The organism is Colwellia sp. F1 (assembly GCF_056238625.1).
Map to the genome: position 1 here is coordinate 300,382 of NZ_JBWDLI010000003.1, position 23,246 is coordinate 323,627.

The window sequence follows — 23,246 nt, forward strand, 5'->3', positions numbered from 1 at the left end:
TTCTTTCGTTGTGTATACGGGTAAAATCTTCTTTTTTAAATTAAAGCTGTAAAGTAGGTTATAAAAAATGCGTTCTGAAATTGAATTATTAGCACCTGGTGGCGATGTTGATGCAATAAAAGCGGCCATTATTGCTGGTGCTGACGCGGTATATTGTGGTTTAGATACTTTCAATGCCCGTAACAGAGCGTCTAACCTGTCTTTTGATGAATTAGTTGGCGTAATTCGTTTGGCGCACCAGTACCAATGTAAGGTTTTTCTTACCCTCAATATTGTTATTTTAGAGCGTGAATTTGCCTCATTAGCAAAACTGCTCAGTAAGTTAGTTAATACCACGCTCGATGGTGTGATAGTGCAAGATATTGGTATGTTTAACTTAATTACCAAGTACTTTCCGACACTTGACATTCATGCGTCAACTCAACTTACCACGCATAATGCGGGACAAATACCTTTTTTAAAAAAGTTAGGCGCTTCACGCGTTAATTTATCACGAGAGTTAAACCTCAAAGAAATAAAAGCCATTACCAAAGTTGCCGCAGCACATGAAATATTAGTAGAGGTGTTTGTGCATGGCTCATTGTGTATTGCTTTTTCGGGGTTGTGCTATTCAACTTCTGCCAGTGTAGGTAACTCTGGTAATAGAGGTCGTTGTAGCCAAGCTTGTCGTGAAGAATATGAAACAACGCCAGCGGGTAATAACTTTCCTTTAAATATTAAAGACAACTCTGCTTTTTTCGACTTACCTGCCCTAATTGACGCCGGTGTGCATTCGTTTAAAGTTGAAGGACGCATTAAAGGCGCTAGCTATGTCAATACGGTAATTGACAGTTTTAGAAAACAAATTGATGGTTTTGTTAATACCGGTGAATTAACACAAGATGTTGAGCGCCTGTATCAAGTATTTAACCGTGACTTTTCAAATGCCTTTTTACGCGGTGACTTAAACCAGTCAATGTTTATTGATAACCCACGAGATAATTCAACACAGCATGCCCTTGACAAAGAAAATGCTATTTCTGTGGTACAAATACATGAAGTAGAGCAAACATTACACCAACAAAACAAAGCAATGAAGGCCACTGTTTTTGATAAAATAAAGCATTTAAGCATTGCTAAGCCACTGCTGACTTTATCGTTTTCAGGGGCGCTAGGTAAACCATTAACCCTCACAGCCACGGTTATTGAACAAGGTAGCACCATTGAAAAAAATATGCATAGTAACCAAAGCCTTAATGAGAGTAATGCAGTAACATTTACCTTACAATCAAATAGTTTATTAACCATAAGCGACCAGGTAAGTATTGATGCTGACATAATTAACAAGCGCTTTAAAAGTTTTAACAACAGCCATTATCGTTTAGCCACAATAAAAGTAGACAATTTACCCCATGGCTTAAATGTTCCGTTTAAAGAATTTACCAAGCTGAAAAAACAGCTTGCTACCGCGTTAAACAACAACAAACCAGTATTGCCAGAAGTTACTTTGCCGCCGCTTAAGCATCACCCTAAAATGAATGCGACACAAAGTGATACCAAAAATCATGGCCGACCTAAGTTATCATTATTAATTTGCGATGAAAACGATGTTAATTTAACTCAAATCACACCAGCGAATGTTTACTTTAAACTACCCGATGCTTACAAACGTGGTTGTACCAAGTACGTTGAATTTTTTAAACAGAACCCTCGATTAATTCCTTGGTTCCCCTCGGTGTTAATTGGTAAAGATTACGATGTTGCGTTAAACATTTTACAACAAGTGAAACCAAAGTTAATTGTCACTAACAATACCGGTATCGCTTATGAGGCCTATAAGCTGGGAATAAAATGGATAGCTGGGCCTTTCTTAAATACCACCAACTCTTATGCTTTATTAGCAATGAAAGAAACCTTTAACTGTAGTGGCGCCTTTATTTCAAATGAAATAAACCAGCAGCAAATGCGTACTATTGCTCGTCCTGAAAATTTTGAATTATTTTACAGTATTTATCATCCAATCTTATTAATGACCAGTAGACAGTGTTTCTTCCAACAAAGTGTTGGCTGCGAAAAGCCAAGAATTGATAACGGTTGTATGCTGTCGTGTGATAAATCAACCAGCATTACCAACCTTAAAGGTGATAACTTTGCAATTGATAAACAAAAGGCCGGCTACCCTAGTATTTATAACCAAGATCAGTTTTTAAATATGGAAATTATTAAGGATCTTGCTGATTTATATGACGGCTTTATGATTGATTTAACCAATATTGGTGCTGGTGATAAAACATCACCTGATAAAGTTACCCTCATTAAACAGTTTGAACAGTTGTTGGCCGAGCCAACTAAGAAAGCAGAAACTGAAAAAACTATTCATAACCTAGTGCCTCGGTCAACCCATGTTCAGTACCATAATGGGCTGTAGTGATGTTATCGCTGTGCAGCCTAATGGTTGACCTACAGTTAGCTAGATTTAAGGAAAACATACGTCACGTGTTGTTTATCAAGGCATGTCCCTGCACTACTGCTAATCCCCAAAAGTTTAACTTTTATGCTTTATTCAACAAGGCTACAAAATCGTCAAATTTAATTGGCTTACTAAACAAATAACCTTGAATTAAGTCACACGCATTTTTTGAAAGGAAGTCTAACTGCGCTTGGGTTTCAACGCCTTCTGCAGTAACGCCTAAATTTAAATTATGCGCCATGGCAATAACGGCTTTGACAATCGCCTTGTCATTATCATCACTGACAATGTCTCTAATAAACGAACGATCTATTTTTAGAAAATCTAAGGGTAGTCGCTTTAAATAAGCCAATGAACTATAGCCTGTACCAAAGTCATCAATAGCAACACTGACACCTAGCGCTCTAACTTTATTAAGCAATTTTTCAGTAATAGCATAATCATCAACCAATACACCTTCTGTTATTTCTAACTCGAGTAAACTAGAATCAATTTTATAATGCTTAATGCTAGCTGCCAGGTGCGGAAATAAGTTTTCATCATAAACTTGCGAAGGGGAAAGATTCAGTGATATTTTAATCTTATAGCCCATAGCAGCCAGGGTTTTAACCATTTGGCATACCTTGTCAATAACCCATTTTCCTATCGTAATAATTAAGCCGTTGTTTTCAGCAACAGGAATAAAAGCATCTGGCGAAACCATACCTTTGCTAGGATGAAACCAGCGGATCAAGGCCTCTGCTTTTACTATGGTGGATTGTTCTAAATGAACAATTGGTTGTAAGAATAGTTCAAACTCTTCATTTTTAATGGCTTGTCTTAGATCTTGTTCTATTTCTATTAACTCCCGTGAAGCCTCCTTCATCGATTGAGAATAGAACTGCAATGAGTTTGCTTTAGGTTTTTTACCATTGTATGCACTTAGGTCAACAAATCGCATTAGTTCTTCAACACTTTTAGCGTCTGTTGGGAAGTTAGCAGCACCTACACTTAAACTAATATTAAAACTACTTAATGCATTGCTCTTAAATGTTTTTTTAACTGAAGAAAATATTTTATTAACGACAAGCTCACAATGTTGTTTGTTTTCAATGTTGGCCAAAATTATAGCAAATTCATCGCCACCTACGCGGGCAATAAAGTCAGTCTCTTTAATGGTGTTTTTTATTCGGCTACCTACTTCAATTAATAATCTATCACCTTCATCATGACCATAAAACTCGTTATGACGCCTAAATTCATTAATATCTACATAGAGTAAATAAAAGGGAATATTTGAGGCAGTTTTCTTTTCTAGTACTTGCCAAAAAGCAATTCTATTAGGCAGCTCGGTTAACATATCTTGTAAAGCCAGTTGCTCATTTCTTTGCACCAAATGCTTTATGTTACTAATATCATTAGCAAATACTATCCAGTTTTTAACCTCGTTCAATTCATCTAAAACTGGGTGTAAAGCCACTTTTAACCACTTTAAGGTAGAAGGTGGTGACATCCAGCAAAGCTCGCCATCCCAACTCGACTTTGTTGATATGATGCGTTCAAATTCAGGTAGTTGGTTTTTTAACAATTGAATAATAACGTCAATAGGAGCAGGTAACTGCGCTCGACTAGAATGTAACCCTGCTATTAAGGAGGTCTTCTGCTCAAATAAGCTGATCGCTGCTGTATTAGCCAACACGGTCGTAAAATCTTGCTCAGTAATTAATACTGCGAAACCAGCACTTTCAATGGCCTTTGTTAACGCAGCAAGAATATTGGTTTGTAGTGATGGCTTTTTAAAAATAGTAAGAATTCTGTTGTATAAGTATTCATTTTTTTCAATCAACTTATCATTACTCAGTAATAACTCGCGCGCTGTTTGTAGGGTCTGTTGTCGAAATGTAAACGCTTCTGTTTGGCTGCTAATGAGTAGTAAATTATATTGCCCTTGCTTAATGGCTATAGCTTCTAGGTGCAAGCTTGTATTGTTTGCTGTTACTTCAGTCCAAAAGCCAGATCGTAGCTTGTTATTGTTTGTATTATTCCACACTTCTCGGGCATCAATCAGGAAGTCGTGCAAAAAAGGTGTATTCTCATCAATGGTAAACACATTAGAGTGCGCAGTAGTAGGAAATAACGCATTAGCCCATTGACTCTCTCCTTCAAGTAGACGAAATGTACTGGCACCACTGTCAATAGCCTCTAAAACAATTTGATCCATTGCATTGAGTATATTACTGAGTAATGACGACATATTATTAATTCTCGTGTAACAAACTAGCTAAGCAAATGAACATATTCTCTACGTTTTCACCTGTTTTGGCACTAGTATAAAAGTGAGACTCAAACAGGTTGTTATAGTTTAATAACCCCTGGTCTTCCCAATGCCAGCTTGCTGGTAGATCATGTTTATTTATCGCTAAGTACGCTGGGCAATTAGAGACTTTACGGGCAAGTGCGTGAATGTCTAGCCCTTCCATTAAAGACGCTATGCGTGTTTGGTCGGCAACTATAATATAAGCAGATGCTCCACGTAAGTATCGCTCTTGAAAAGCATTATAACGATCATTACCTTCAATATCCCAAAGCAAAAGTTGCATAACATCGTTTGCTATAGTGATCCGTTTTTTGTCTACCTTCACCCCAATCGTTGTCAGGTATTTTTCATCAAAAATGCCTTCTACAAATTGTTTTACTAAACTTGTTTTGCCGACGTTGGATGCACCTAGCAGACAAATCTTTTTTTGAATCAAAGCGACCTCCAACCTTAACATTTTTATTTTAAATACTGTTATGTAAAGCGCATATATAGGCACATGCTAATTATTAACTTTCCCTTGTTTTACATATAACACGTTAAAGATAACTTTTCTTGCTTTATTTTTTACTTGCGCAATGTCTATTCCACCGATACCCGTGATATACATTTGCCCTTTATCAACTCCTAATTGGCGTAAAGTGTTCCCTGTATTTTGAGCCCGCTGTTGGCTTAATAATTTATTAGCCGCTGTATTTCCTGTACTATCACTACAACCAATAATAACCAAGCCAATATTCAATTTAAGTACTTTAGCTAACTGGTTTAATTGTTGTAAATCTTGGTAAAGTTGCTGTAAAACTAGCTGCATTCTAGGAGTTACGGCACTACTAGCCACAGGGAACTCAAGTTGAATAGCAGCTATTCGGCCGACTAATTCATTAAAGAGTTGTTGATTAATATCAGCATTGCTAGCTGATGATAGCGCTGGGGTTAGGTTAAGTTGAGCAAGGGATAAATTTTTACCTTTAACAAAGCCTGCCATTGTAAGTGCATTAACTAATACTTCAGCTTGATAGAAGTTCAAATTTCCCGACAAATGCAGTACACCTGCGTGCCATTTGTGCGTTATATCAGGATATTCAACCAAAATACGCTGCGCTCTTGTATTTAATATTTCTGGTGCTAAAGAACGATATAAGCGCTCTGTTAGTGTTAATTCTTTGATATTAATATTGTTCTTTTGTAACCAATCAAGCACCGAAATAGCATCGGGATCTCGTAAAACAGCTAGCTCTACCGCTTGCCTACCCTGCACCTCAATATGATTAACCACAATACCCGGTTGTTGATCTAACAACATAAGCTGTTTGTTTATCGCTGTATTGCTCCACCATGTTGCTATTTGAAATAAAAGCATAAGGGTACTGATGCTCCCTAGTAGCCAAACCAGCCATGGCACTTTCTTCTTTTTAGCCATGTTGTCTTTTTGCTCTGACAGCAAGCAGCTTTTTAGTAAGCTACTGGTATGAGCAAAACTGTTATTATCACCGTTAAAGTGAATAAGCTCTTGAGCATACAAACGGTGAATATCTTCTAAGGTTAGCTGTAGTTGGTTACTCACATTTTGTGGCGGGGTTCCTGTAACAGCAGCAACAACTAATGCGTTAGGGCCTGGTTTTATTAATAAGGTAAAACTATCTGTTGTTACCGTTTGTAATTGCTCTTTAGCCCCTTCTTTACTGCCTAAAAAAGAGTCCCCAACAAAATCATTTATGGCTGATAACATCGCAGAAATTAAGTCGGCATCATTTTTAGTTTGGTTGTCAAAATCAACCGAATTTAGTAATACACTTGTTTCTCTGTGAATAAGAAATACGTGCTCAACTCGATAAACAAAAGTTTGTAAGGCCACATACTGTGAAAAGCCAACACCTGCATGCCACGCTTTAATCCGCCAAGTTAGTCCTTTAAGTGTTAAACTATTATCAATTAATTGATTTGTTTTTTCCATTAAGTCTGTTAAGAAGGCAGCAACCGACTTTCTAATTAAGCTCCCTATTAAAGGATAGAGCGAGTTTACTAAACGTTCGCTATTATGATTAACCGAATGCTCCACCGCATCTTCAACAATAGGAAGTAGTACCTTATTTACCGAGCCGTCTTGCTGCTGTCTATCATCGATTGCTTCCGTCAACACTTCCCCAACGATAGCGCGTGCATGTTTTTTGACAGCATCAGTCACCAAATGGCTATCTTCACCAAGTATTAGCGCTCTTAATTGTGCAAGTTGCTGTTTAGAATCAACTTGTTCGGCTTTGGGCTGTTGCGGCATTATAGCTGATCATCTGCTAAATTCGTGGCCATTGTCGCCAACAGTTTGGCCAGTGTTTTACGGTCAGTTTTAGAAGAGCTTAATTCATTTGAAACAGCGTCTAAGTGGCTTTTAAGTTGCGCTAGTTGTGCGTTAAAATTGCTAGATAATAAGGCACTCTCGCTATTAAGTGATTGTTCTATACTCTTCAAGTCTTGCTGTGTGGTAGCGGTAAACATTTCGTATTCTGAAACGAAATTGGTATGCTCCTTGTGTAAACTTTCTTCACTATCATCGTGGCGTTTATCAACCAAGTTTATTTGCTTCTCTACCTTGTCTAATTGCTGATTTATGTCGGTTTGTAATTTATCTAAACGGGTTGAAAACTTTTTATCTTGTGCATCGAGTGCGTGTTCCATATCACTTCGTAATAACGTCAGTTGCGCAATTAACTGTTGCTGAGCATCACCAAAAACAATTTGTCTCAGCTGTTCTAGTGTTTCCGTGGCGGCCATAGACGTTTGTGCTACTTGGTCATTTTTGTTTTTATTTGACATACAAAGATTCCATTTTAAGCAAAAAAGTACTCTGTTTTGAGCATTACAATAAGCCCTAAACATATTTATTTTAGTTTTAACCTTATTGAAATTAATACTATAGCACCACAATGAATATTATATATACAGTGTTGTTATTTTATTTTTATAAAAAACACTCAACACAATTAGGTACTTCAAAACCCATTGACTATAATGCATAACAAATGCTGTATTAATTTAAGGAAAAACCTACTAAAAACCACGTGCAAATAAATCATAAGTACCCATCTTAATTAAGGAACAATGAATGGTAAATATAACGAACAATGAGCTAAATTTTTCAAGTAAGGAACAATTAGTTTCTATTACTGATTTACAAGGAGATATCGTTTATGCAAATGAAGAATTCTGTCGGGTATCAGGCTACACTTTAGCAGAGCTGAAAGGCCAACATCATAATATTGTTCGTCATCCTAATATGCCAAAAGAAGCGTTTGCTGATTTGTGGAAAAAGCTCAAAAATGGCGAACCTTGGCGTGGCATGATAAAAAACCGTTGTAAAAATGGTGATTATTATTGGGTTGATGCTTACGTGACCCCTTTAACAGAAGAGGGTAAAATAATTGGTTTCCAATCGGTCAGGGTAAAACCCACGACAAAACAAAAAGATGATGCACAACAATACTACGATAGGTTAAATGCCCAAAAACCCGTCACAGACTTTCACTCAAACACTGCATTAAAACGCTTACTCTTCGGGCTTGTAATTGCCGCTTCAATCGTTTTTTCATTATTCTATATAGAGTCTACTATCGCTGTGATACTCATTTTGCTCAATATAGCAGCCACAGCGCTTATTTTCTCTGAAGAGTTATTCACTTTTCCACACTATGTCGACAAAATTAAACGGCGCTCTGATAGCCCATCCCGCTTTATTTTTACCGGTAAGAGTTTAACAAACATAATGAAGTATGAAACCGCGTTATTGCAAGCCCGTATACGTACTGTGCTTGGCCGCAGCTATGACTCAGGCAAGGTATTACTCAATCAAGCTGAAGCGCTAAAATTAGCCTCAAGTGACATGTTAAGTGGTGCTTCAAATATCAACCAACAGTTAGAGCAATTTTCTACTGCCATTGATGAAATGAGTAGAACAATAAATAACGTAAGTGAAAATACAGTATCAACTCATGATAAAGTGACGCAGGTTCAACAAGATTGCGACAATGCCACCAACTTAGTCGCAAATAACCAGAACATAATGAATAGTTTGGCTAATGATGTTCATTCTGCTGCTAACACGACAGAAAATCTAGTACTGGATGTAGATAAAATTTCAGGGATCATGAGTGAAATTCAAGGTATTGCTGATCAAACTAATCTGCTCGCACTTAATGCTGCCATTGAAGCCGCAAGAGCCGGTGAGCAAGGGCGAGGATTTGCTGTTGTAGCCGATGAAGTAAGAACATTAGCCAGTAGAACGCAAGATGCTGCTGGCGATATACAACGCTCGGTATCTGAATTGCAGAAAAACTTACGTGAGTCGAGTAAAGTCATGTTAGTAAGTAAAGATAATGCAGAAGTATGCGCTGAAAATACTTTAGTGATTAAGCAAGCGATTGAAAATATAATGATGAGTGTTGCTGATGTTAGCGATATGACCGCCCAAATATCAACAGCGACTGAACAACAAAGTATTGTGTCTGAGCAAATGAGTAAAAAAATTATAGATATTGGTGTTATTTCTAAAGACAACGAAGCGTTATGTAAAAAGGTCAGCTTAAGTGGTGACCATGTTAATAGCAGTGCTAAAGATATAGAGGCGCTGAGTACTACATTTAACTAATAAAAAGGTTTATCATTAAGCTTTTATATCACATTATTTTTATGGATTATAACACTTGCCCATCAAAAGTATCACAACATACAGTAAAATAAAGTACCTTAACTTTACTACAGTGGCTAGCATTGATGTTTAAAAAAATATTAATGCTCACACTGATGTTCGGTTTAACTAGCTGTAAAACTACTGCAAATTTTGAGTCAATTCGCAGCGCTGAAACCTTAATTAAACAAATAGAGGCCGATAATCCAGATTTTATTACCATTACACAGCAAGCTGTGCATACCAACAAGCTACTAAAAAAAGATGTAAACAATATTAAAGCCTTGTTCGACGAGTTAAAGCGCCATATTAGCAATACCTGGGGCGAGAGTTCGCCACAACTTCCGAATAATAAAAAACTGGTTAAATATACGAATAACTATAAAGCACGGGCAATGGTTAATTTCGAAAAAGGCACTATCTTAATTGAAACGCTAGCTGACTCTTCGTATTCAAAAACCTTAAGTAATTTACAAAATGCTATTGTTAGCACATTGTTAGCCACTGCAGACCCAAGTAAAACTGACATATTCTCAAGTGATGCACCCCAGTTATCAGGCCAGCCTTTTTTGTATCAACAAGTGCTTGACCATGACCACAAACCGATTAAATATTCATGGCGTGCAAATAGGTTTTCTAAGCATTTAACAGAATTTAATTTACAAAAATACAAAAGAAACAATAAACAAATCTATGCCGTTCGCATAAATATGGTTGAAAAACATTTACATTTGCGTGAACAAAAATACAGTTCGTATGTGCTCGCTGCTGCTAAGCGCTACCAAATATCGCCACAGCTTATTTACGGCATAATTGAAACTGAAAGTAGTTTTAACCCCTTTGCAGTAAGCTCGGCCAATGCCTATGGTTTAATGCAAGTGGTACCCAAAACAGCCGGAGCCGATGTTTTTCAACGTATTAAAAACAAAAATGGTATGCCAAGCAAACAGCAATTATTTGATCCTGCCTTTAATATTGATATGGGTACTGCCTATTTATATATTCTCAATAACAATTATTTAAAGTCGATAAACAACGCAACTAGCCGCCACTATTCTGTTATTTCTGCCTACAATGGTGGCGCTGGCAATGTATTAAAAACGTTTCACAGTAACCGCACAACGGCAATGAAGGTGCTCAATGCTAAATCATCTAGAGATGTTTATTACTTACTAACAAAAAAGCATCCTAAAGCAGAATCTCGTCGTTATTTAGAAAAAGTTGTGCATGCTGAGAAGTCGTATTGAGGCATTATTGGCTAAGCCCGCATGCATTTGAGTCATTGGGTAATGGGTAATATTGGTGATGTTCAGCGCGAGTAAGTAAATAGTAAGTATAAGGTGAGCACTGACAATAAACGCTGATGCTATTGATATTTAGCGCTTCGCTACAGTAAGGGAAAGCGCTAAATTAGCCCCAACAACTGATTAACAAAACATTACTCAGTTTTTAGTTCGTTGGGGATTTTGCCAATGTCGTTAGTGATTTTCAGAAACCATATTCACGGTATACTTTGGAATATCAACCACTAAATCTTCATCACCAACAATAGACTGACAGCTTAAACGAGATTCAGGCTCTAGACCCCATGCTTTATCTAGCATATCGTCTTCGAGCTCGTCACCCTCTTCGATTGAGTCAAAGCCTTCTCGAATAATGACATGGCAAGTAGTACAGGCACAAACTTTTTCACATGCGTGCTCAATACCAATGTTATTTTTTAAGGCAACATTTAAGATGCTTTCCCCTTTTTCTGCGTCAACTACGGCACCATCAGGACATAGTTCTTCATTAGGTAAAAATATAATTTTTGGCATTTTATTTATCTCTTCTTCTCTCTTATCACTTTCGATTAAAAACAAACAACGGACTTTTACAGCTTTTCAACAGACTGACCACTTAGCGCTTTATTAATTGAATTGTCCATGCGTCGTTCAGCGAATACAGCAGTCGCTTGATCTAACTTTTTAATGGCTAATTCTATGGCTTCTTTATCATCACCTTGGCTAACGGTTGCCAATGATGTTATCACTTGGCGAATACTAGCTGTTTCTTCGTCATTGAGTAAATGACTATCTAAGGCAATAGCTGCCTGAATAGATTCAATCACACGTGCAGCTTCAACCTGCTGTTCTTTTAGCATACGCGCATCAATATCGGCTTTTGCATTATTCATTGAATCTTTTAGCATTTGTGCAATTTTAGTGTCGTCGATACCAAATGAAGGTTTCACCTCAATGCTTGCTTCAACACCGGATGACTTCTCCATTGCGCTCACCGACAATAAACCGTCTGCATCCACTTTAAAGGTGACACGGATATGTGCAGCACCTGCAGTCATGGCAGGAATACCACGAAGCTCGAAACGTGCTAAAGACCGACAATCATCAACAAGCTCGCGCTCACCTTGTAGCACATGAACAGCCATAGCGGTTTGACCATCTTTAAAGGTGGTAAACTCTTGCGCTTTTGCTACCGGGATTGTGGTATTGCGAGGGATCACTTTTTCAACCAAGCCCCCCATGGTCTCTAACCCCAAGGACAACGGGATAACGTCAAGCAACAATATATCACTGTCAGGTTTATTACCGGCAAGAATATCAGCTTGAATAGCAGCACCAATAGCAACCACTTTATCTGGGTCAATTGACGTTAAGGGTGTTTGATTAAAGTATTTTTCAACTTCAGTACGCACTAAAGGTACTCGGGTAGAGCCACCAACCATCACTACTTCCAGCACTTCTTCTGCACTCACGCCAGCATCTTTTAAACTACGACGGCATGCTCTTAAGGTCTTTTTCACTAGGGGTAAAATTAAGCCATTAAAAGTATCTTTTGATAACGTTGTAGTCCACTCTTTCTTGCCATCTTTTGCTGCATCAAGTGTTAGAGTGACCTCAACACTGTCTAATTCAGTTAACTGCTCTTTCGCATAACATGCTTGTTGCATTAATTGGCGCTCTAAGGATGGCGACAACGGACGAATTAAGCCAGCTTTTTCAACTAAATAATCAACGAGCGCAACATCAAAATCATCACCACCTAAGGCTGAGTCACCACCCGTTGAAAGCACTTCAAAAACGCCTTTATTAAGGCGAAGTACAGAAATATCGAAGGTACCTCCGCCTAAATCATAAATAGCGATAACGCCTTCTTGACCTGAATCTAACCCATAAGCAACAGCGGCAGCCGTGGGCTCATTCAGCAGGCGTAATACGTTAACATTCGCTAACTTGGCTGCATCTTTCGTACTTTGGCGTTGTGCATCATCAAAGTATGCTGGCACAGTCACAACCACGCCTGTCAGCTCACCGCCTAATGCTTGTTCAGCACGCTGGTGTAAACTTTTTAAAATCTCTGCCGACACCTGAACCGGGTTAATATTACCCTGGCGCGTGACAATTTCAGGTTGATTTTCATCGCCAGTAAATTGATAAGGCAGTGATGGGTATTTGCTTTGAATATCAGTTAAAGAGCGACCAATTAAACGTTTAGCCGATACAATGGTATTTTGAGGGTCGCTAACACTAAACGACTTTGCTTCACCACCAACGAAAGTGTCACCTTGCTGATAACTCACAACAGAAGGCAATATGTCGCTACCTTGTTGGTCAACTAGCGTGCTTGCCTTGCCACTTTGTACGCTAGCAACAAGTGAGTTTGTGGTACCTAAGTCTATACCCGCGGCTAATTTATGCTCGTGTGGAACAGTACTTTGCCCGGGTTCTGCTATTTGTAATAAAGCCATATTTTAATTATGTTCAGTTTTCTGAGTTAAAAATAAATAATAATAAGATAATTTTATTGCTTACGCCTAAGCGTTCTTACGCTTTAGTAACTAATCTGTTTTTACTAACTAGCCTGTTATCGACTTGTTAATCTTCAAATAAACTATCTTCAAGGCGCTCTACTTCAATGTTAAGTTTGTGATAAAACTTTAATTTACGTAAATTATCACATGCAAGTGCGTTCGCTGCTGTCGTATTTTCTAATACTTGTGCTTTTAGTGTATTGAAATGTTGTTGATATTCTTGAGTAAGTTCTTGTTGGAAGGCTGCTAAGGCAGCGTCAACATCGTCGGCAAACTTAATTTCTTCTAATGCTTCTCTGAGCTCCATTTGCCTCATTAAAAAGCTGGTATCGCCAAATGTGTTTTGCTCATTAGGTAAATCAACACCGCGTAACGTGAGTATATACTCAGCGCGTTGTAAAGGATCTTTTAGTGTTTGGTAAGCATCATTGATTTCTGCCGATTTCTGTACAGCCATTAGCTGTTCTTGGTTTGAAGCACCAGCAAACTTGTCGGGATGAGTCGACTTTTGTAATTTTTGATAGGTTTGTGATAATTGGTTTAAATCGAGATCAAATAAAACTTCAATGCCGAATAATTGGAAGTAATTCACTATATTACCTAAAGAATTGTTGTTCAGATAAGTTGTTTTAATCATGGTTAAATTCAATGTGGTTTGGTTTTAAGGTAAAGTAAAAGCACATAATTGACTTAAGTCAATACGTGCTTTCAACAATACAGTTAAGCCAACAAACAAAGAATTAGGCCTGTTATACGTTAAATGATTCACCACAGCCACATTCGCCTTTGGCGTTGGGGTTGGTGAATTTAAAACCTTCATTCAAGCCATCTTTAACAAAATCTAACTCAATGCCATCAAGGTAAACCAAACTTTTTGTGTCGATAATAATGTTCACATCTTCAATATCAAACATGTGATCATCTTCATTTAACTCATCAACAAACTCAAGCACATAAGCCAAACCTGAACAGCCTGTCGTTTTAATACCTAAACGCAAACCAAGGCCTTTACCTCGGTTTGTCATAAAAGTTTGAACTCGCTCTGCCGCTGCTGGCGTCATGGTAATTGACATACTACATTTCCTGTTTTGAGTCTTGTTCTGAACGATTAACCATTTTTGCTTTTATAATCTTCAATCGCTGCTTTAATGGCGTCTTCTGCCAAAATTGAACAATGAATTTTTACCGGGGGTAAGGCTAACTCTTCAGCGATTGCGGTGTTTTTAATTTCACCTGCTTCGTCTATTGATTTCCCTTTGACCCACTCTGTTACTAATGAACTTGAAGCAATAGCAGAGCCACAGCCATAAGTCTTAAATTTAGCATCTTCGATAATGCCATCTGCTGAAATTTTAAGTTGCAATTTCATTACGTCACCACACGCAGGGGCGCCAACCATACCGGTTGCTACAGATGCATCATTTTTATCCATAGAACCAACGTTACGTGGGTTCTCATAATGATCGATTACTTTTTCGCTATAAGCCATAATATTTTCTCCTAACAATTGTCACTTTCTTTGTTCTTTCTTATGTGGAAATAAGAAAGAACAATAAGACTAGTGAGCTGCCCATTCAATTGAGTCTAAATCAATACCGTCTTTGAACATTTCCCAAAGCGGTGACATATCACGTAAGTGACCAATAGATTTTTTGATTAAGTCGATTGCATAATCAACTTCTTCTTCTGTGGTGAAACGACCAAAGCTAAAACGAATTGAGCTATGTGCCATTTCATCATTTAAACCAAGTGCTCTTAACACATATGAAGGCTCTAAACTTGCTGAAGTACAAGCACTGCCTGACGAAACAGCTAAGTCTTTTAATGCCATAATTAACGACTCACCTTCAACAAAGTTAAAACTTACGTTTAAGTTACCTGGGTAACGTTTATCAAAGTCACCGTTAACAAATACTTGTTCCATGTCATTTAAGCCAGCCCATAAACGGTCACGCATCGCAGTTACATGTTTTAGGTCTTGTGCCATTTCTTCTTTTGCTAAACGACATGCTTCACCCATACCAACAATTTGATGGGTCGCTAATGTACCAGAGCGCATACCACGTTCATGCCCGCCACCATGCATTTGTGCTTCAAGTCTAATACGCGGTTTACGGCGTACATATAATGCACCAACCCCTTTAGGGCCATACATTTTATGGGCAGATATAGAAAGTAAATCAACTTTTAAATGCTGTAAGTCAATATTCAGTTTACCCACACTTTGTGCGGCATCAACATGAAAAACAATTTTACGAGCACGACACATTTCGCCAATTTCACCAATATCTTGAATAACACCAATTTCGTTATTTACATGCATAATGGTGACTAAAATAGTATCTTCTCGCATGGCTGCTTCGAGTTTCTTTAAATCAATTAAGCCATTTTCTTCTGGGTCAAGGTAGGTTACTTCATACCCTTGGCGCTCTAATTCGCGACAAGGATCAAGTACCGCTTTATGCTCTGTTTTACAGGTAATAATATGCTTACCCTTCTTGCTATAAAAATTAGCAACACCTTTGATAGCAAGGTTGTCTGACTCTGTAGCACCTGATGTAATAACAATCTCACGTGGGTCAGCATTAATTAAATCAGCAATTTGATTACGTGCAACATCTACGGCTTCTTCTGCTTGCCAGCCAAACTTGTGAGAACGTGATGCAGGGTTACCAAAATGACCGTCAGTAGTCATATATTGCATCATTTTTTCAGCAACGCGCTTATCAACTGGGGTAGTAGCTGAATAATCAAAATAAATAGGAAGCTTCATTGGCTTTCTCTCTCCACTTGTACGAGTATTTAATATAAATCTAACATCAACCTAATATTTTTAGCTGCAATATGAAGGTCAATAACTTGTAAGTAATACGCTATAAATTAATCGGAATAATGCTTTTTAATGGCGATGCTTTATTTACCGACATATAAATGTCATTTTGTCGTTTCGATACGGTTTTCACGTCACTTTTAGTAATAATTTCTGCCAGTGAAATATCTTGCAAAAACTCTTCAATACGTTGACTCAAGCTTTGCCATAAAGAATGCGTTAAGCATTGCTCTCCACCTTGGCAATTACCTTTGCCTTGGCATTTTGTAGCGTCAACACTTTCATTAACAGCGCTGATAACATCGGCAATAGTAATTTCTGCTGAGCATCGCCCTAAACGATAACCACCTCCTGGCCCTCGAATACTATTGACCAAGCCACCTTTGCGTAATTTAGAGAACAATTGCTCTAAATACGATAAAGAAATTCCTTGTCTCTCTGAGATATCAGCGAGTGATACAGGCCCATTTACGGCATGGATAGTAACATCCAGCATTGCAGTTACAGCATAACGACCTTTAGAAGTTAATTTCATAATGCGCCCATTTAATCCACTTATATGAGATATATTCAACATTTTTAAGGGTGAATAATAGTGTAAAACATTAACACATAACGCAATTTTACATACCCTTATTAAATAGTCAAATATATACCTGAGTAATATAGTCAAGTATTTTACACTAAGATGAAGCAATGGAAAAGCAATACTTGACTATTTTAATCAACTATTATTCATACACCCAACTAAACCACCTTAAGTCACTGATAAATAAAGAGTAAATCGAGAAAGCTGGATTTTAGTGTTAACGCTTAAATTTCCGGATCAAAACTCTCTACTTTGCTTTCTCGACGTTTTGCAGCGGCTTTCTCATCATCAACAAATTCACCCACTTTTAACTCAGGTAAATCTTCAGGGCAAACATTGCCTCCTAATTGATTTACTTCTTTACAAAGTCCCGATACTCGATTGTCCATTAAGTGCATGTGATCTAATAACCGCCCTATGGCTTTTGCAACAGGATCCGGGCTGTCGGCTGATACCGCGTATGCATCAAAGCCAAATTTTTTCGCGGCAGTGTCGCGGTACTCTTTGCCTAAATTTTTATCTAGCTTTTCTGCTAACTCATTATCAAGTAATGAGTTTGAATTATTTTTACTATTAACAATACGAGCAGGAATACCGACAGCGGTCGCGCTTTCAGGTAAATCTTTAACCACCACGGAGTTTGATCCTACCTTCCCACCTTTACCAATAGTAATAGGGCCAAGTACTTGAGCGCCTGCGCCAATAACGACATTGTCCTCTAATGTCGGGTGACGCTTACCTGCATTCCAACTTGTTCCACCTAAGGTTACCCCATGGTATAAGGTCACATCATTACCAATTTCCGATGTTTCACCAATCACCACTCCCATACCATGGTCAATAAAAAATCGACGCCCCAATTTGGCCCCAGGGTGAATTTCAATACCGGTTAACCAACGCGAAAAGGTTGATAGTACTCTTGCGACTAATTTCCAATTAGCGCGCCATAACCTATGGCTTAACCTGTGAATCCAAATAGCATGTAAGCCTGGGTAGTTTAGTAATACCTCAATAGTATTACGGGCTGCGGGATCTCGGTCGAAAACACTATTTATGTCTTCTTTCATGCGGCTAAACATATTGTTTCCTTTGTTATTTCTTAGCTGGTGTTATTTGAGGTTTAATCGGTTGATGACTCAACTGCTGATGCTTTTTCTACTGAGGCCAAAATACCACGCATCATTTTAATTTCTTTGACATCAGGACGAGCACGGTTAAATAAACGCCTGAGTTTTGTCATCACTAAACCGGGATGGCTCGGCACAATAAACCCTGTTTTACACAAAACGTTTTCAAAGTGTTGATAAAAGCGCTCTGTTTCTTGTGTTACTGGGTATGTTTCATTATCTTCGCTTTTGGCACTGAGGTTTTTTTTACCAATATAATTACCATTACCTGTGCTGCGCTCTTGGTGTTCAGTGTCAGTGGCAAGTAAGTAACTGGTGCGAATTTCGTAACTTAACGTTTGTACTGCCATGGCTAAATTCAGTGAACTGTAGTCTGGGTTCGCAGGAATTTGCACATGAAAATGGCAAAGCTGTAGCTCATCATTTGTTAAGCCACTACTTTCTCGGCCAAAAACCAAAGCAACGGGGTACTCTGCTGCTTCTGCTACCATTTTTTCACCACAACCTCGCGGCTCTAGCATGGGCCAAGGTAAGGTGCGTGACCGAGCACTGGTACCAACTACTAAACCGCAACCTTCAATGGCTTCACTTAAGGTACTGACCACTGTTGCATTCGTTAATACATCGGTTGCCCCCGCAGCTAAAGCTTGCGCCTGACCATTAGGCATTTCTATTGGGTCAACTAAGATTAACTGGCTTAACCCCATCGTTTTCATTGCCCTAGCGGCACTGCCTATGTTACGACAGTCTGACGAGTTTACTAATACGATACGTACTTGTGCTAATAGAGGATTACTCTTTGAATCTAACGTTGAATCTGACATGTTACTTTATGCTCATACTTGGCTTCACCCAAATGTTATTTTATGCAAAAAACGGGTTACTTAAAAAAAATGACTTTATGAGTCAATACAACCCACTTCTGTACGGTAAATTCTATCATAGAAGAATACCGGTATACCTAATAAAAATTCAGTAAATGTCAATCAAATGAATATAAATCGAAAATCACTCATTTAATAGACAATTAAATTAACTTTCTGACTCGCTAAAAATATTGTAGTTTGCTATACTTCGCGCGCTAGAAAATAGATGGTATTAAAATGTTGTGTTTGATCGCACTTTTTATTTTAGGCACGACTAAAATTAGTCGTTGCTAGCTAAAAAAGTGTTGATTGGCCCGGCTAAGGTACTATTGAAAGATAATATCGCAAATCTGTCTATACTTTATAGTTACCCGTTCTTTTAAAAGCCATTTACAAATAGGTTCGTTATTATGCATCCCATGCTAAATATTGCCGTGCGCGCTGCGCGCAATGCAGGAAAAGTTATTATTCGCTCATTTGAGCAACTTGATAAAGTAGAAGTTGAGTCTAAAGGCTCAAGCGACTTTGTGACCAGTGCCGATCTTGCCGCAGAAGAAGCAATTATTGAAACTATTCGTAAATCATACCCAGCACACACCATTATTGGTGAAGAGTCTGGGGTACTAACAGGTTCAGACGACAACTTTCAGTGGATTATTGACCCACTCGACGGTACAACAAATTTTATTAAAGGCATTCCACACTTTGCCGTGTCCATTGCCTTAAAAGTAAAGGGTAAGCTCGACCAAGCCGTCGTATTTGACCCAATTCGTGGTGAACTATTTACTGCTAGCCGTGGCAAAGGCGCACAGCTAAACGGTATGCGTATCCGTCTAAAAGCACACAAAGATTTATCTTCATCCATTGTGGCAACGGGTTTTCCGTTTAAACAAAAGCAACATACAAATGCTTATATGGCGATGTTCGCGTCATTATTTCAAAAAACATCCGATATGCGCCGTGCTGGCTCTGCCGCACTTGATTTAGCCTATGTAGCAGCTGGTCGAGTGGATGGTTTCTTCGAAATCGGCTTAAAGCCATGGGATACTGCTGCAGGCGAACTACTTGTTATAGAGGCTGGCGGCTTAGTCACCGATTTTGTTGGTGGGCATAACCATGCAACATCAGGTAATATTGTTGCTAGCAGTACGCGTTTACAAAGAGAAATATTAAAAAATATTCGTCCTCATTTAGGTGAAGCGTTAAGTCAATAATAACCAATATAGGTTTCTTCTTAAGCTCAAATTTTTTGGCTTAAAGATGAAACTGTAAAATATAAGTTATGTTAAAAAAGCGCCTTCGGGCGTTTTTTTGCTTTCATATTAATAAAACTACATATATTAATATGAAAATAATGCACTACTTCAACTTTATAAAATAATCAGAGCTATTATGAACTCTTTCCCCCAATACACACCACCAGCACATAAACAAGTATTCAAAAGTGGCGAGGTTGCTCTAGTAGGCGCAGGGCCAGGTGATCCAGACTTGTTAACTTTACAAGCTTTGCGTTTTATTCAACAAGCAGAGGTCGTTGTTTACGATCGTCTCGTCAGTGAAGAGATCATGGCATTGTTACCGACTCATTGTGAACGTATTTATGTGGGTAAAAAGCAGGCAGACCATCGCGTACCTCAAGAGAAAATTAATCAAATATTAGTTGATAATGCCAAATTAAATAAAAAAGTACTGCGTTTAAAAGGAGGAGACCCTTTTGTTTTTGGTCGAGGAGGGGAAGAAGCTCTTTTTGTTTTACATCAGGGTATCGCTTGTCATATTATACCGGGTATGACTGCTGCTTCCGCCTGTACTAGTTATGCCGCGATTCCCTTAACTCATCGCAAGGTGGCACGAAGTTGCACATTCATTACTGGCAATGTACAAAACAATGGTGCCCTTGACCTACCCTGGAAAGCTTTAAATGACACCGAGCAAACAGTTGTTTTTTATATGGGTATAAAAAGTTTACCTATTATTACTCAGCAATTAATCAATGCTGGGCGTTGTGAAAATACGCCAGCCGCATTAATTAGAAAAGGTACTCATGCTAACCAACAAGTGATAAAAGGCAGTTTAGTTACCTTAGAAGCATTGGTGAAATTACACAACATTAAGCCCCCTAGCCTAATTGTTATTGGCGATGTTGTTAACACCTTTGCTGATAGTCAATTGACAAACCTAGGTTATTTATCACCTGTAACTGACAGTATAGAGTAAATTAAAACGGTGAAAAAAAGCTAATGTTATTAATTAGCTTTTTTTAAATTAATCACCTCAGCAACTTTTTGTTTATCATGATTGGTTTGTTGCCAAACTAAGTCACAAATTCCATCGGTTGGTGCAAACGCGGTTGGTGCTTCAAGCAATATTTCACGAATTAATTCATGCTCAAAGTTATGGCAAGCTAGATCAAGTCGCGTTAATAATGGCTCGAGCTCATCCCAGTCAAGCATAACTTCTTGAGCCGACATAATCCGCTCATGGGTAGTACCAGAAACGTTATCTCCGACTAGCAACTCTTCATAGAGCTTCTCGCCTGGCCTTAACCCTGTATATTGAATTTCAATATCACCATCGGGTAAAGTGGCATCTTTTATTGAAAATCCACTTAAGAGAATAAGTTTGCGAGCTAGATCACAAATTTTTACTGGATCTCCCATATCAAGCACAAAAACATCACCACCTTTGCCCATGGCACCAGCTTGAATAACCAATTGAGACGCTTCTGGGATAGTCATAAAGTAGCGAGTAATGTCTGGGTGGGTAATAGTCACAGGCCCACCTTCTTTAATCTGTTTTCGAAAGAGAGGCACAACAGAACCAGAAGAACCCAAAACATTGCCAAAACGAACCATACAAAAACGCGTTGTATTTTGTGTTTTAGCTAATGCCTGTAATACCAATTCTGCCATACGCTTTGTTGTTCCCATTATATTAGTGGGTCTAACCGCTTTATCGGTAGAAATAAGGACAAATGTTTCCACCTTAGCGTTGATCGCGGCACGCGCTGCATGGTAAGTACCAAAGATGTTATTTCTCACTCCTTCAACAACATTATGCTCAACTAAAGGAACATGTTTATATGCAGCAGCATGGTAAACAGTTTGCACTGCAAATTTTTCCATGACTTTTTCAATGCGATTCACTCTTTGTACAGAGCCTAACATAGGAAATATTTCAACGCTTAAGCCGTGCTTTGTTTTGTAGGCGTTAAGTTCTTTATCGATGGTATATAAGCAAAATTCTGATAACTCAAATAATATTATTTTTGTGGGGTTTAATCGAATAATTTGACGGCATAATTCCGCACCAATAGAGCCACCAGCCCCCGTGACCATAACAATTTTATTAGCCACATTAGCATTCATTAAGTTAGCTTTAGCTTTTACAGGATCACGGCCTAATAAATCTTCTACGCCAACTTCTTTAAACTCTTCAATTTTTGCTTTGCCATCAACAATATCAGCCATGCCTGGAACAGTTAACACTTCAATGCCTAATGGTTCAATAGCACTGAGTATTACTTTACGGCGTTTTCTCGTGGTGCTTGGCATCGCCAGTAATATTTTTTCAATGTTTTTTTTGTTGACCAATGCTGATATTTTCTTCGGTGAATAAACACGAACCCCTTGAATAATTGTACCTTGTAAGGCGGGGTTGTCATCAACAAAAGCAACAGCACGGTACTCTATTCCTTGTGACAGCCCTATTGCTAATTGCCGGCCTGAAGAGCCAGCGCCAAAGATTAAAACAGCGGTTTTATTTTGCTCGCGTTTATGCCCAACAGCCGATCTCACAATCACTCTTGAGCCACCAACGAGTATCAAAAATAAACACATAAAAATAAAAGGAACAGTACGCGGGACATTAACATTTAAAATAAATAACGAACCAATAAAAACGACAGTCGCCAAGATACTACCTAGTGCTACAGTCCACAACGCCTGCATATTCATATAACGCAATATCGCCCGGTAAAGCCCTAGCTTGGCAAATATAAATAAACTACAAAATAAAGTGCAACCAAAAACAAGCCAGTAACCTTGATTAAAAATAGGAGAAAAACTTTCAAGGCGCATAAAAAATGCCAGCCAAAAAGCAGAAAACAAAAGAATAGAATCAACCACAAGCGAAATAACACGCTTGTAGCCACGAGAAAGATTTACAATAGATTTAAACAAAAACACTTAATATTCCTTTAAGCTATCAATAATTAACCGTCCTAACGGAGACCCTTTATTATAACTTAAAAAAAGCAGCAGTGATGTAGATAATTCTATTTATATGCTGAATGAGTGATATAAAACAACAGTTGTTTTTGTCATAAAGTGTGTCATTAAACAATGAAACATATTACTCCAATATTGGTTAATACAAACACCGCCCCGCAAACATCACAGCAACAAAAAAATCAACACAATGTTAACTTGGCAATGGGTAGACGCTACCTTAAAAGGCTGACGCAATATGGAAAGGTAATGTTCAAAAATCTGTGTCATTTCGGTAAACTGGTAAAAAACAGGAATGACACATGACAAATCAATTCAACTTCGAAGATGCAGTTAAAGCACTTCAATCAGGTAAAAAACTTACTGGTAAA

19 protein-coding genes are annotated in these 23,246 nt (G+C 38.2%); 5 read left to right on the forward strand and 14 right to left on the reverse strand.

The window, feature by feature from the left end:
• The first annotated feature begins 67 nt into the window (after positions 1 to 67).
• Positions 68 to 2,407 (forward strand): peptidase U32 family protein, encoded by a 2,340-nt coding sequence (locus tag AC0UA9_RS04295; protein ID WP_475657498.1) that lies wholly within the window; start codon positions 68 to 70, stop codon positions 2,405 to 2,407.
• A gap of 124 nt (positions 2,408 to 2,531) precedes the next feature.
• On the opposite strand, the gene AC0UA9_RS04300 is transcribed toward AC0UA9_RS04295, so the two are convergent.
• The 4 genes from AC0UA9_RS04300 to AC0UA9_RS04315 form a co-directional block, all read right to left on the reverse strand.
• Positions 2,532 to 4,682 (reverse strand): putative bifunctional diguanylate cyclase/phosphodiesterase, encoded by a 2,151-nt coding sequence (locus tag AC0UA9_RS04300; protein ID WP_475657501.1) that lies wholly within the window; start codon positions 4,680 to 4,682, stop codon positions 2,532 to 2,534.
• A gap of 4 nt (positions 4,683 to 4,686) precedes the next feature.
• Positions 4,687 to 5,181 (reverse strand): Rab family GTPase, encoded by a 495-nt coding sequence (locus AC0UA9_RS04305; RefSeq protein ID WP_475657504.1) that lies wholly within the window; start codon positions 5,179 to 5,181, stop codon positions 4,687 to 4,689.
• 66 nt (positions 5,182 to 5,247) lie between these two features.
• Positions 5,248 to 7,020, reverse strand: coding sequence for an OmpA family protein (locus AC0UA9_RS04310; protein ID WP_475657506.1), 1,773 nt, complete (start codon positions 7,018 to 7,020; stop codon positions 5,248 to 5,250).
• A complete protein-coding gene (locus AC0UA9_RS04315) occupies positions 7,020 to 7,556 on the reverse strand; it encodes a hypothetical protein (RefSeq protein ID WP_475657509.1) in 537 nt (178 codons plus the stop codon). Before AC0UA9_RS04315 ends, AC0UA9_RS04310 begins: the two co-directional genes overlap by 1 nt.
• Before the next feature lie 289 nt (positions 7,557 to 7,845).
• Here AC0UA9_RS04315 and AC0UA9_RS04320 point away from each other — a divergent pair, with 289 nt between their 5' ends.
• Both AC0UA9_RS04320 and AC0UA9_RS04325 read left to right on the forward strand, forming a co-directional pair.
• On the forward strand, positions 7,846 to 9,384 hold the full coding sequence (locus AC0UA9_RS04320; protein ID WP_475657512.1) for a methyl-accepting chemotaxis protein: 1,539 nt from the start codon (positions 7,846 to 7,848) through the stop codon (positions 9,382 to 9,384).
• A gap of 125 nt (positions 9,385 to 9,509) precedes the next feature.
• Positions 9,510 to 10,670: a murein transglycosylase domain-containing protein gene (locus AC0UA9_RS04325; RefSeq protein ID WP_475657516.1), complete on the forward strand. Its 1,161-nt coding sequence runs from the start codon at positions 9,510 to 9,512 to the stop codon at positions 10,668 to 10,670.
• Positions 10,671 to 10,901: 231 nt separating this feature from the next.
• On the opposite strand, the gene fdx is transcribed toward AC0UA9_RS04325, so the two are convergent.
• From fdx to trmJ, 9 genes are all read right to left on the reverse strand, one after another.
• Complete coding sequence (gene fdx, locus AC0UA9_RS04330; RefSeq protein ID WP_475657520.1) at positions 10,902 to 11,240, reverse strand: ISC system 2Fe-2S type ferredoxin; 339 nt, start codon at positions 11,238 to 11,240, stop codon at positions 10,902 to 10,904.
• Positions 11,241 to 11,296: 56 nt separating this feature from the next.
• Positions 11,297 to 13,171, reverse strand: coding sequence for a Fe-S protein assembly chaperone HscA (gene hscA, locus AC0UA9_RS04335; RefSeq protein WP_475657523.1), 1,875 nt, complete (start codon positions 13,169 to 13,171; stop codon positions 11,297 to 11,299).
• 127 nt (positions 13,172 to 13,298) lie between these two features.
• Positions 13,299 to 13,826 carry a co-chaperone HscB gene (gene hscB / locus AC0UA9_RS04340; protein ID WP_475657526.1) on the reverse strand — a complete coding sequence of 176 codons (528 nt, stop codon included), beginning with the start codon at positions 13,824 to 13,826 and terminating at the stop codon, positions 13,299 to 13,301.
• Positions 13,827 to 13,983: 157 nt separating this feature from the next.
• On the reverse strand, positions 13,984 to 14,307 hold the full coding sequence (iscA, locus tag AC0UA9_RS04345) for an iron-sulfur cluster assembly protein IscA (protein ID WP_475657529.1): 324 nt from the start codon (positions 14,305 to 14,307) through the stop codon (positions 13,984 to 13,986).
• 35 nt (positions 14,308 to 14,342) lie between these two features.
• Positions 14,343 to 14,723 (reverse strand): Fe-S cluster assembly scaffold IscU, encoded by a 381-nt coding sequence (iscU, locus tag AC0UA9_RS04350; protein WP_475657531.1) that lies wholly within the window; start codon positions 14,721 to 14,723, stop codon positions 14,343 to 14,345.
• A 69-nt stretch (positions 14,724 to 14,792) separates the two neighbouring features.
• On the reverse strand, positions 14,793 to 16,007 hold the full coding sequence (locus AC0UA9_RS04355; protein ID WP_475657535.1) for an IscS subfamily cysteine desulfurase: 1,215 nt from the start codon (positions 16,005 to 16,007) through the stop codon (positions 14,793 to 14,795).
• Positions 16,008 to 16,107: 100 nt separating this feature from the next.
• Complete coding sequence (gene iscR / locus AC0UA9_RS04360) at positions 16,108 to 16,599, reverse strand: Fe-S cluster assembly transcriptional regulator IscR (RefSeq protein WP_475657538.1); 492 nt, start codon at positions 16,597 to 16,599, stop codon at positions 16,108 to 16,110.
• Positions 16,600 to 16,877: 278 nt separating this feature from the next.
• Positions 16,878 to 17,732 carry a serine O-acetyltransferase gene (cysE, locus tag AC0UA9_RS04365; RefSeq protein WP_475657542.1) on the reverse strand — a complete coding sequence of 285 codons (855 nt, stop codon included), beginning with the start codon at positions 17,730 to 17,732 and terminating at the stop codon, positions 16,878 to 16,880.
• A 41-nt stretch (positions 17,733 to 17,773) separates the two neighbouring features.
• Positions 17,774 to 18,604, reverse strand: a complete 831-nt coding sequence (trmJ, locus tag AC0UA9_RS04370; protein WP_475657545.1) for a tRNA (cytosine(32)/uridine(32)-2'-O)-methyltransferase TrmJ — start codon at positions 18,602 to 18,604, stop codon at positions 17,774 to 17,776.
• Between the two features lie 452 nt (positions 18,605 to 19,056).
• On the opposite strand from trmJ, the gene suhB reads away from it, so the two are divergent.
• Both suhB and cobA read left to right on the forward strand, forming a co-directional pair.
• On the forward strand, positions 19,057 to 19,860 hold the full coding sequence (suhB, locus tag AC0UA9_RS04375) for an inositol-1-monophosphatase (protein ID WP_475657548.1): 804 nt from the start codon (positions 19,057 to 19,059) through the stop codon (positions 19,858 to 19,860).
• Positions 19,861 to 20,038: 178 nt separating this feature from the next.
• Complete coding sequence (cobA, locus tag AC0UA9_RS04380) at positions 20,039 to 20,863, forward strand: uroporphyrinogen-III C-methyltransferase (protein ID WP_475657550.1); 825 nt, start codon at positions 20,039 to 20,041, stop codon at positions 20,861 to 20,863.
• Positions 20,864 to 20,892: 29 nt separating this feature from the next.
• Here cobA and AC0UA9_RS04385 read toward each other — a convergent pair whose 3' ends face one another.
• Complete coding sequence (locus AC0UA9_RS04385; protein ID WP_475657554.1) at positions 20,893 to 22,833, reverse strand: polysaccharide biosynthesis protein; 1,941 nt, start codon at positions 22,831 to 22,833, stop codon at positions 20,893 to 20,895.
• Positions 22,834 to 23,246 lie beyond the last annotated feature (413 nt).

What these genes read in the sequence shown, in the direction of transcription:
- AC0UA9_RS04295 (WP_475657498.1), top strand. Translation starts at nt 68, where the DNA reads ATGCGTTCTGAAATTGAATTATTAGCACCTGGTGGCGATGTTGATGCA.
- AC0UA9_RS04300 (WP_475657501.1), bottom strand. Translation starts at nt 4,682, where the DNA reads ATGTCGTCATTACTCAGTAATATACTCAATGCAATGGATCAAATTGTT.
- AC0UA9_RS04310 (WP_475657506.1), bottom strand. Translation starts at nt 7,020, where the DNA reads ATGCCGCAACAGCCCAAAGCCGAACAAGTTGATTCTAAACAGCAACTT.
- AC0UA9_RS04315 (WP_475657509.1), bottom strand. Translation starts at nt 7,556, where the DNA reads ATGTCAAATAAAAACAAAAATGACCAAGTAGCACAAACGTCTATGGCC.
- AC0UA9_RS04320 (WP_475657512.1), top strand. Translation starts at nt 7,846, where the DNA reads ATGGTAAATATAACGAACAATGAGCTAAATTTTTCAAGTAAGGAACAA.
- AC0UA9_RS04325 (WP_475657516.1), top strand. Translation starts at nt 9,510, where the DNA reads ATGTTTAAAAAAATATTAATGCTCACACTGATGTTCGGTTTAACTAGC.
- fdx (WP_475657520.1), bottom strand. Translation starts at nt 11,240, where the DNA reads ATGCCAAAAATTATATTTTTACCTAATGAAGAACTATGTCCTGATGGT.
- hscA (WP_475657523.1), bottom strand. Translation starts at nt 13,171, where the DNA reads ATGGCTTTATTACAAATAGCAGAACCCGGGCAAAGTACTGTTCCACAC.
- iscA (WP_475657529.1), bottom strand. Translation starts at nt 14,307, where the DNA reads ATGTCAATTACCATGACGCCAGCAGCGGCAGAGCGAGTTCAAACTTTT.
- iscU (WP_475657531.1), bottom strand. Translation starts at nt 14,723, where the DNA reads ATGGCTTATAGCGAAAAAGTAATCGATCATTATGAGAACCCACGTAAC.
- AC0UA9_RS04355 (WP_475657535.1), bottom strand. Translation starts at nt 16,007, where the DNA reads ATGAAGCTTCCTATTTATTTTGATTATTCAGCTACTACCCCAGTTGAT.
- iscR (WP_475657538.1), bottom strand. Translation starts at nt 16,599, where the DNA reads ATGAAATTAACTTCTAAAGGTCGTTATGCTGTAACTGCAATGCTGGAT.
- cysE (WP_475657542.1), bottom strand. Translation starts at nt 17,732, where the DNA reads ATGTTTAGCCGCATGAAAGAAGACATAAATAGTGTTTTCGACCGAGAT.
- trmJ (WP_475657545.1), bottom strand. Translation starts at nt 18,604, where the DNA reads ATGTCAGATTCAACGTTAGATTCAAAGAGTAATCCTCTATTAGCACAA.
- suhB (WP_475657548.1), top strand. Translation starts at nt 19,057, where the DNA reads ATGCATCCCATGCTAAATATTGCCGTGCGCGCTGCGCGCAATGCAGGA.
- cobA (WP_475657550.1), top strand. Translation starts at nt 20,039, where the DNA reads ATGAACTCTTTCCCCCAATACACACCACCAGCACATAAACAAGTATTC.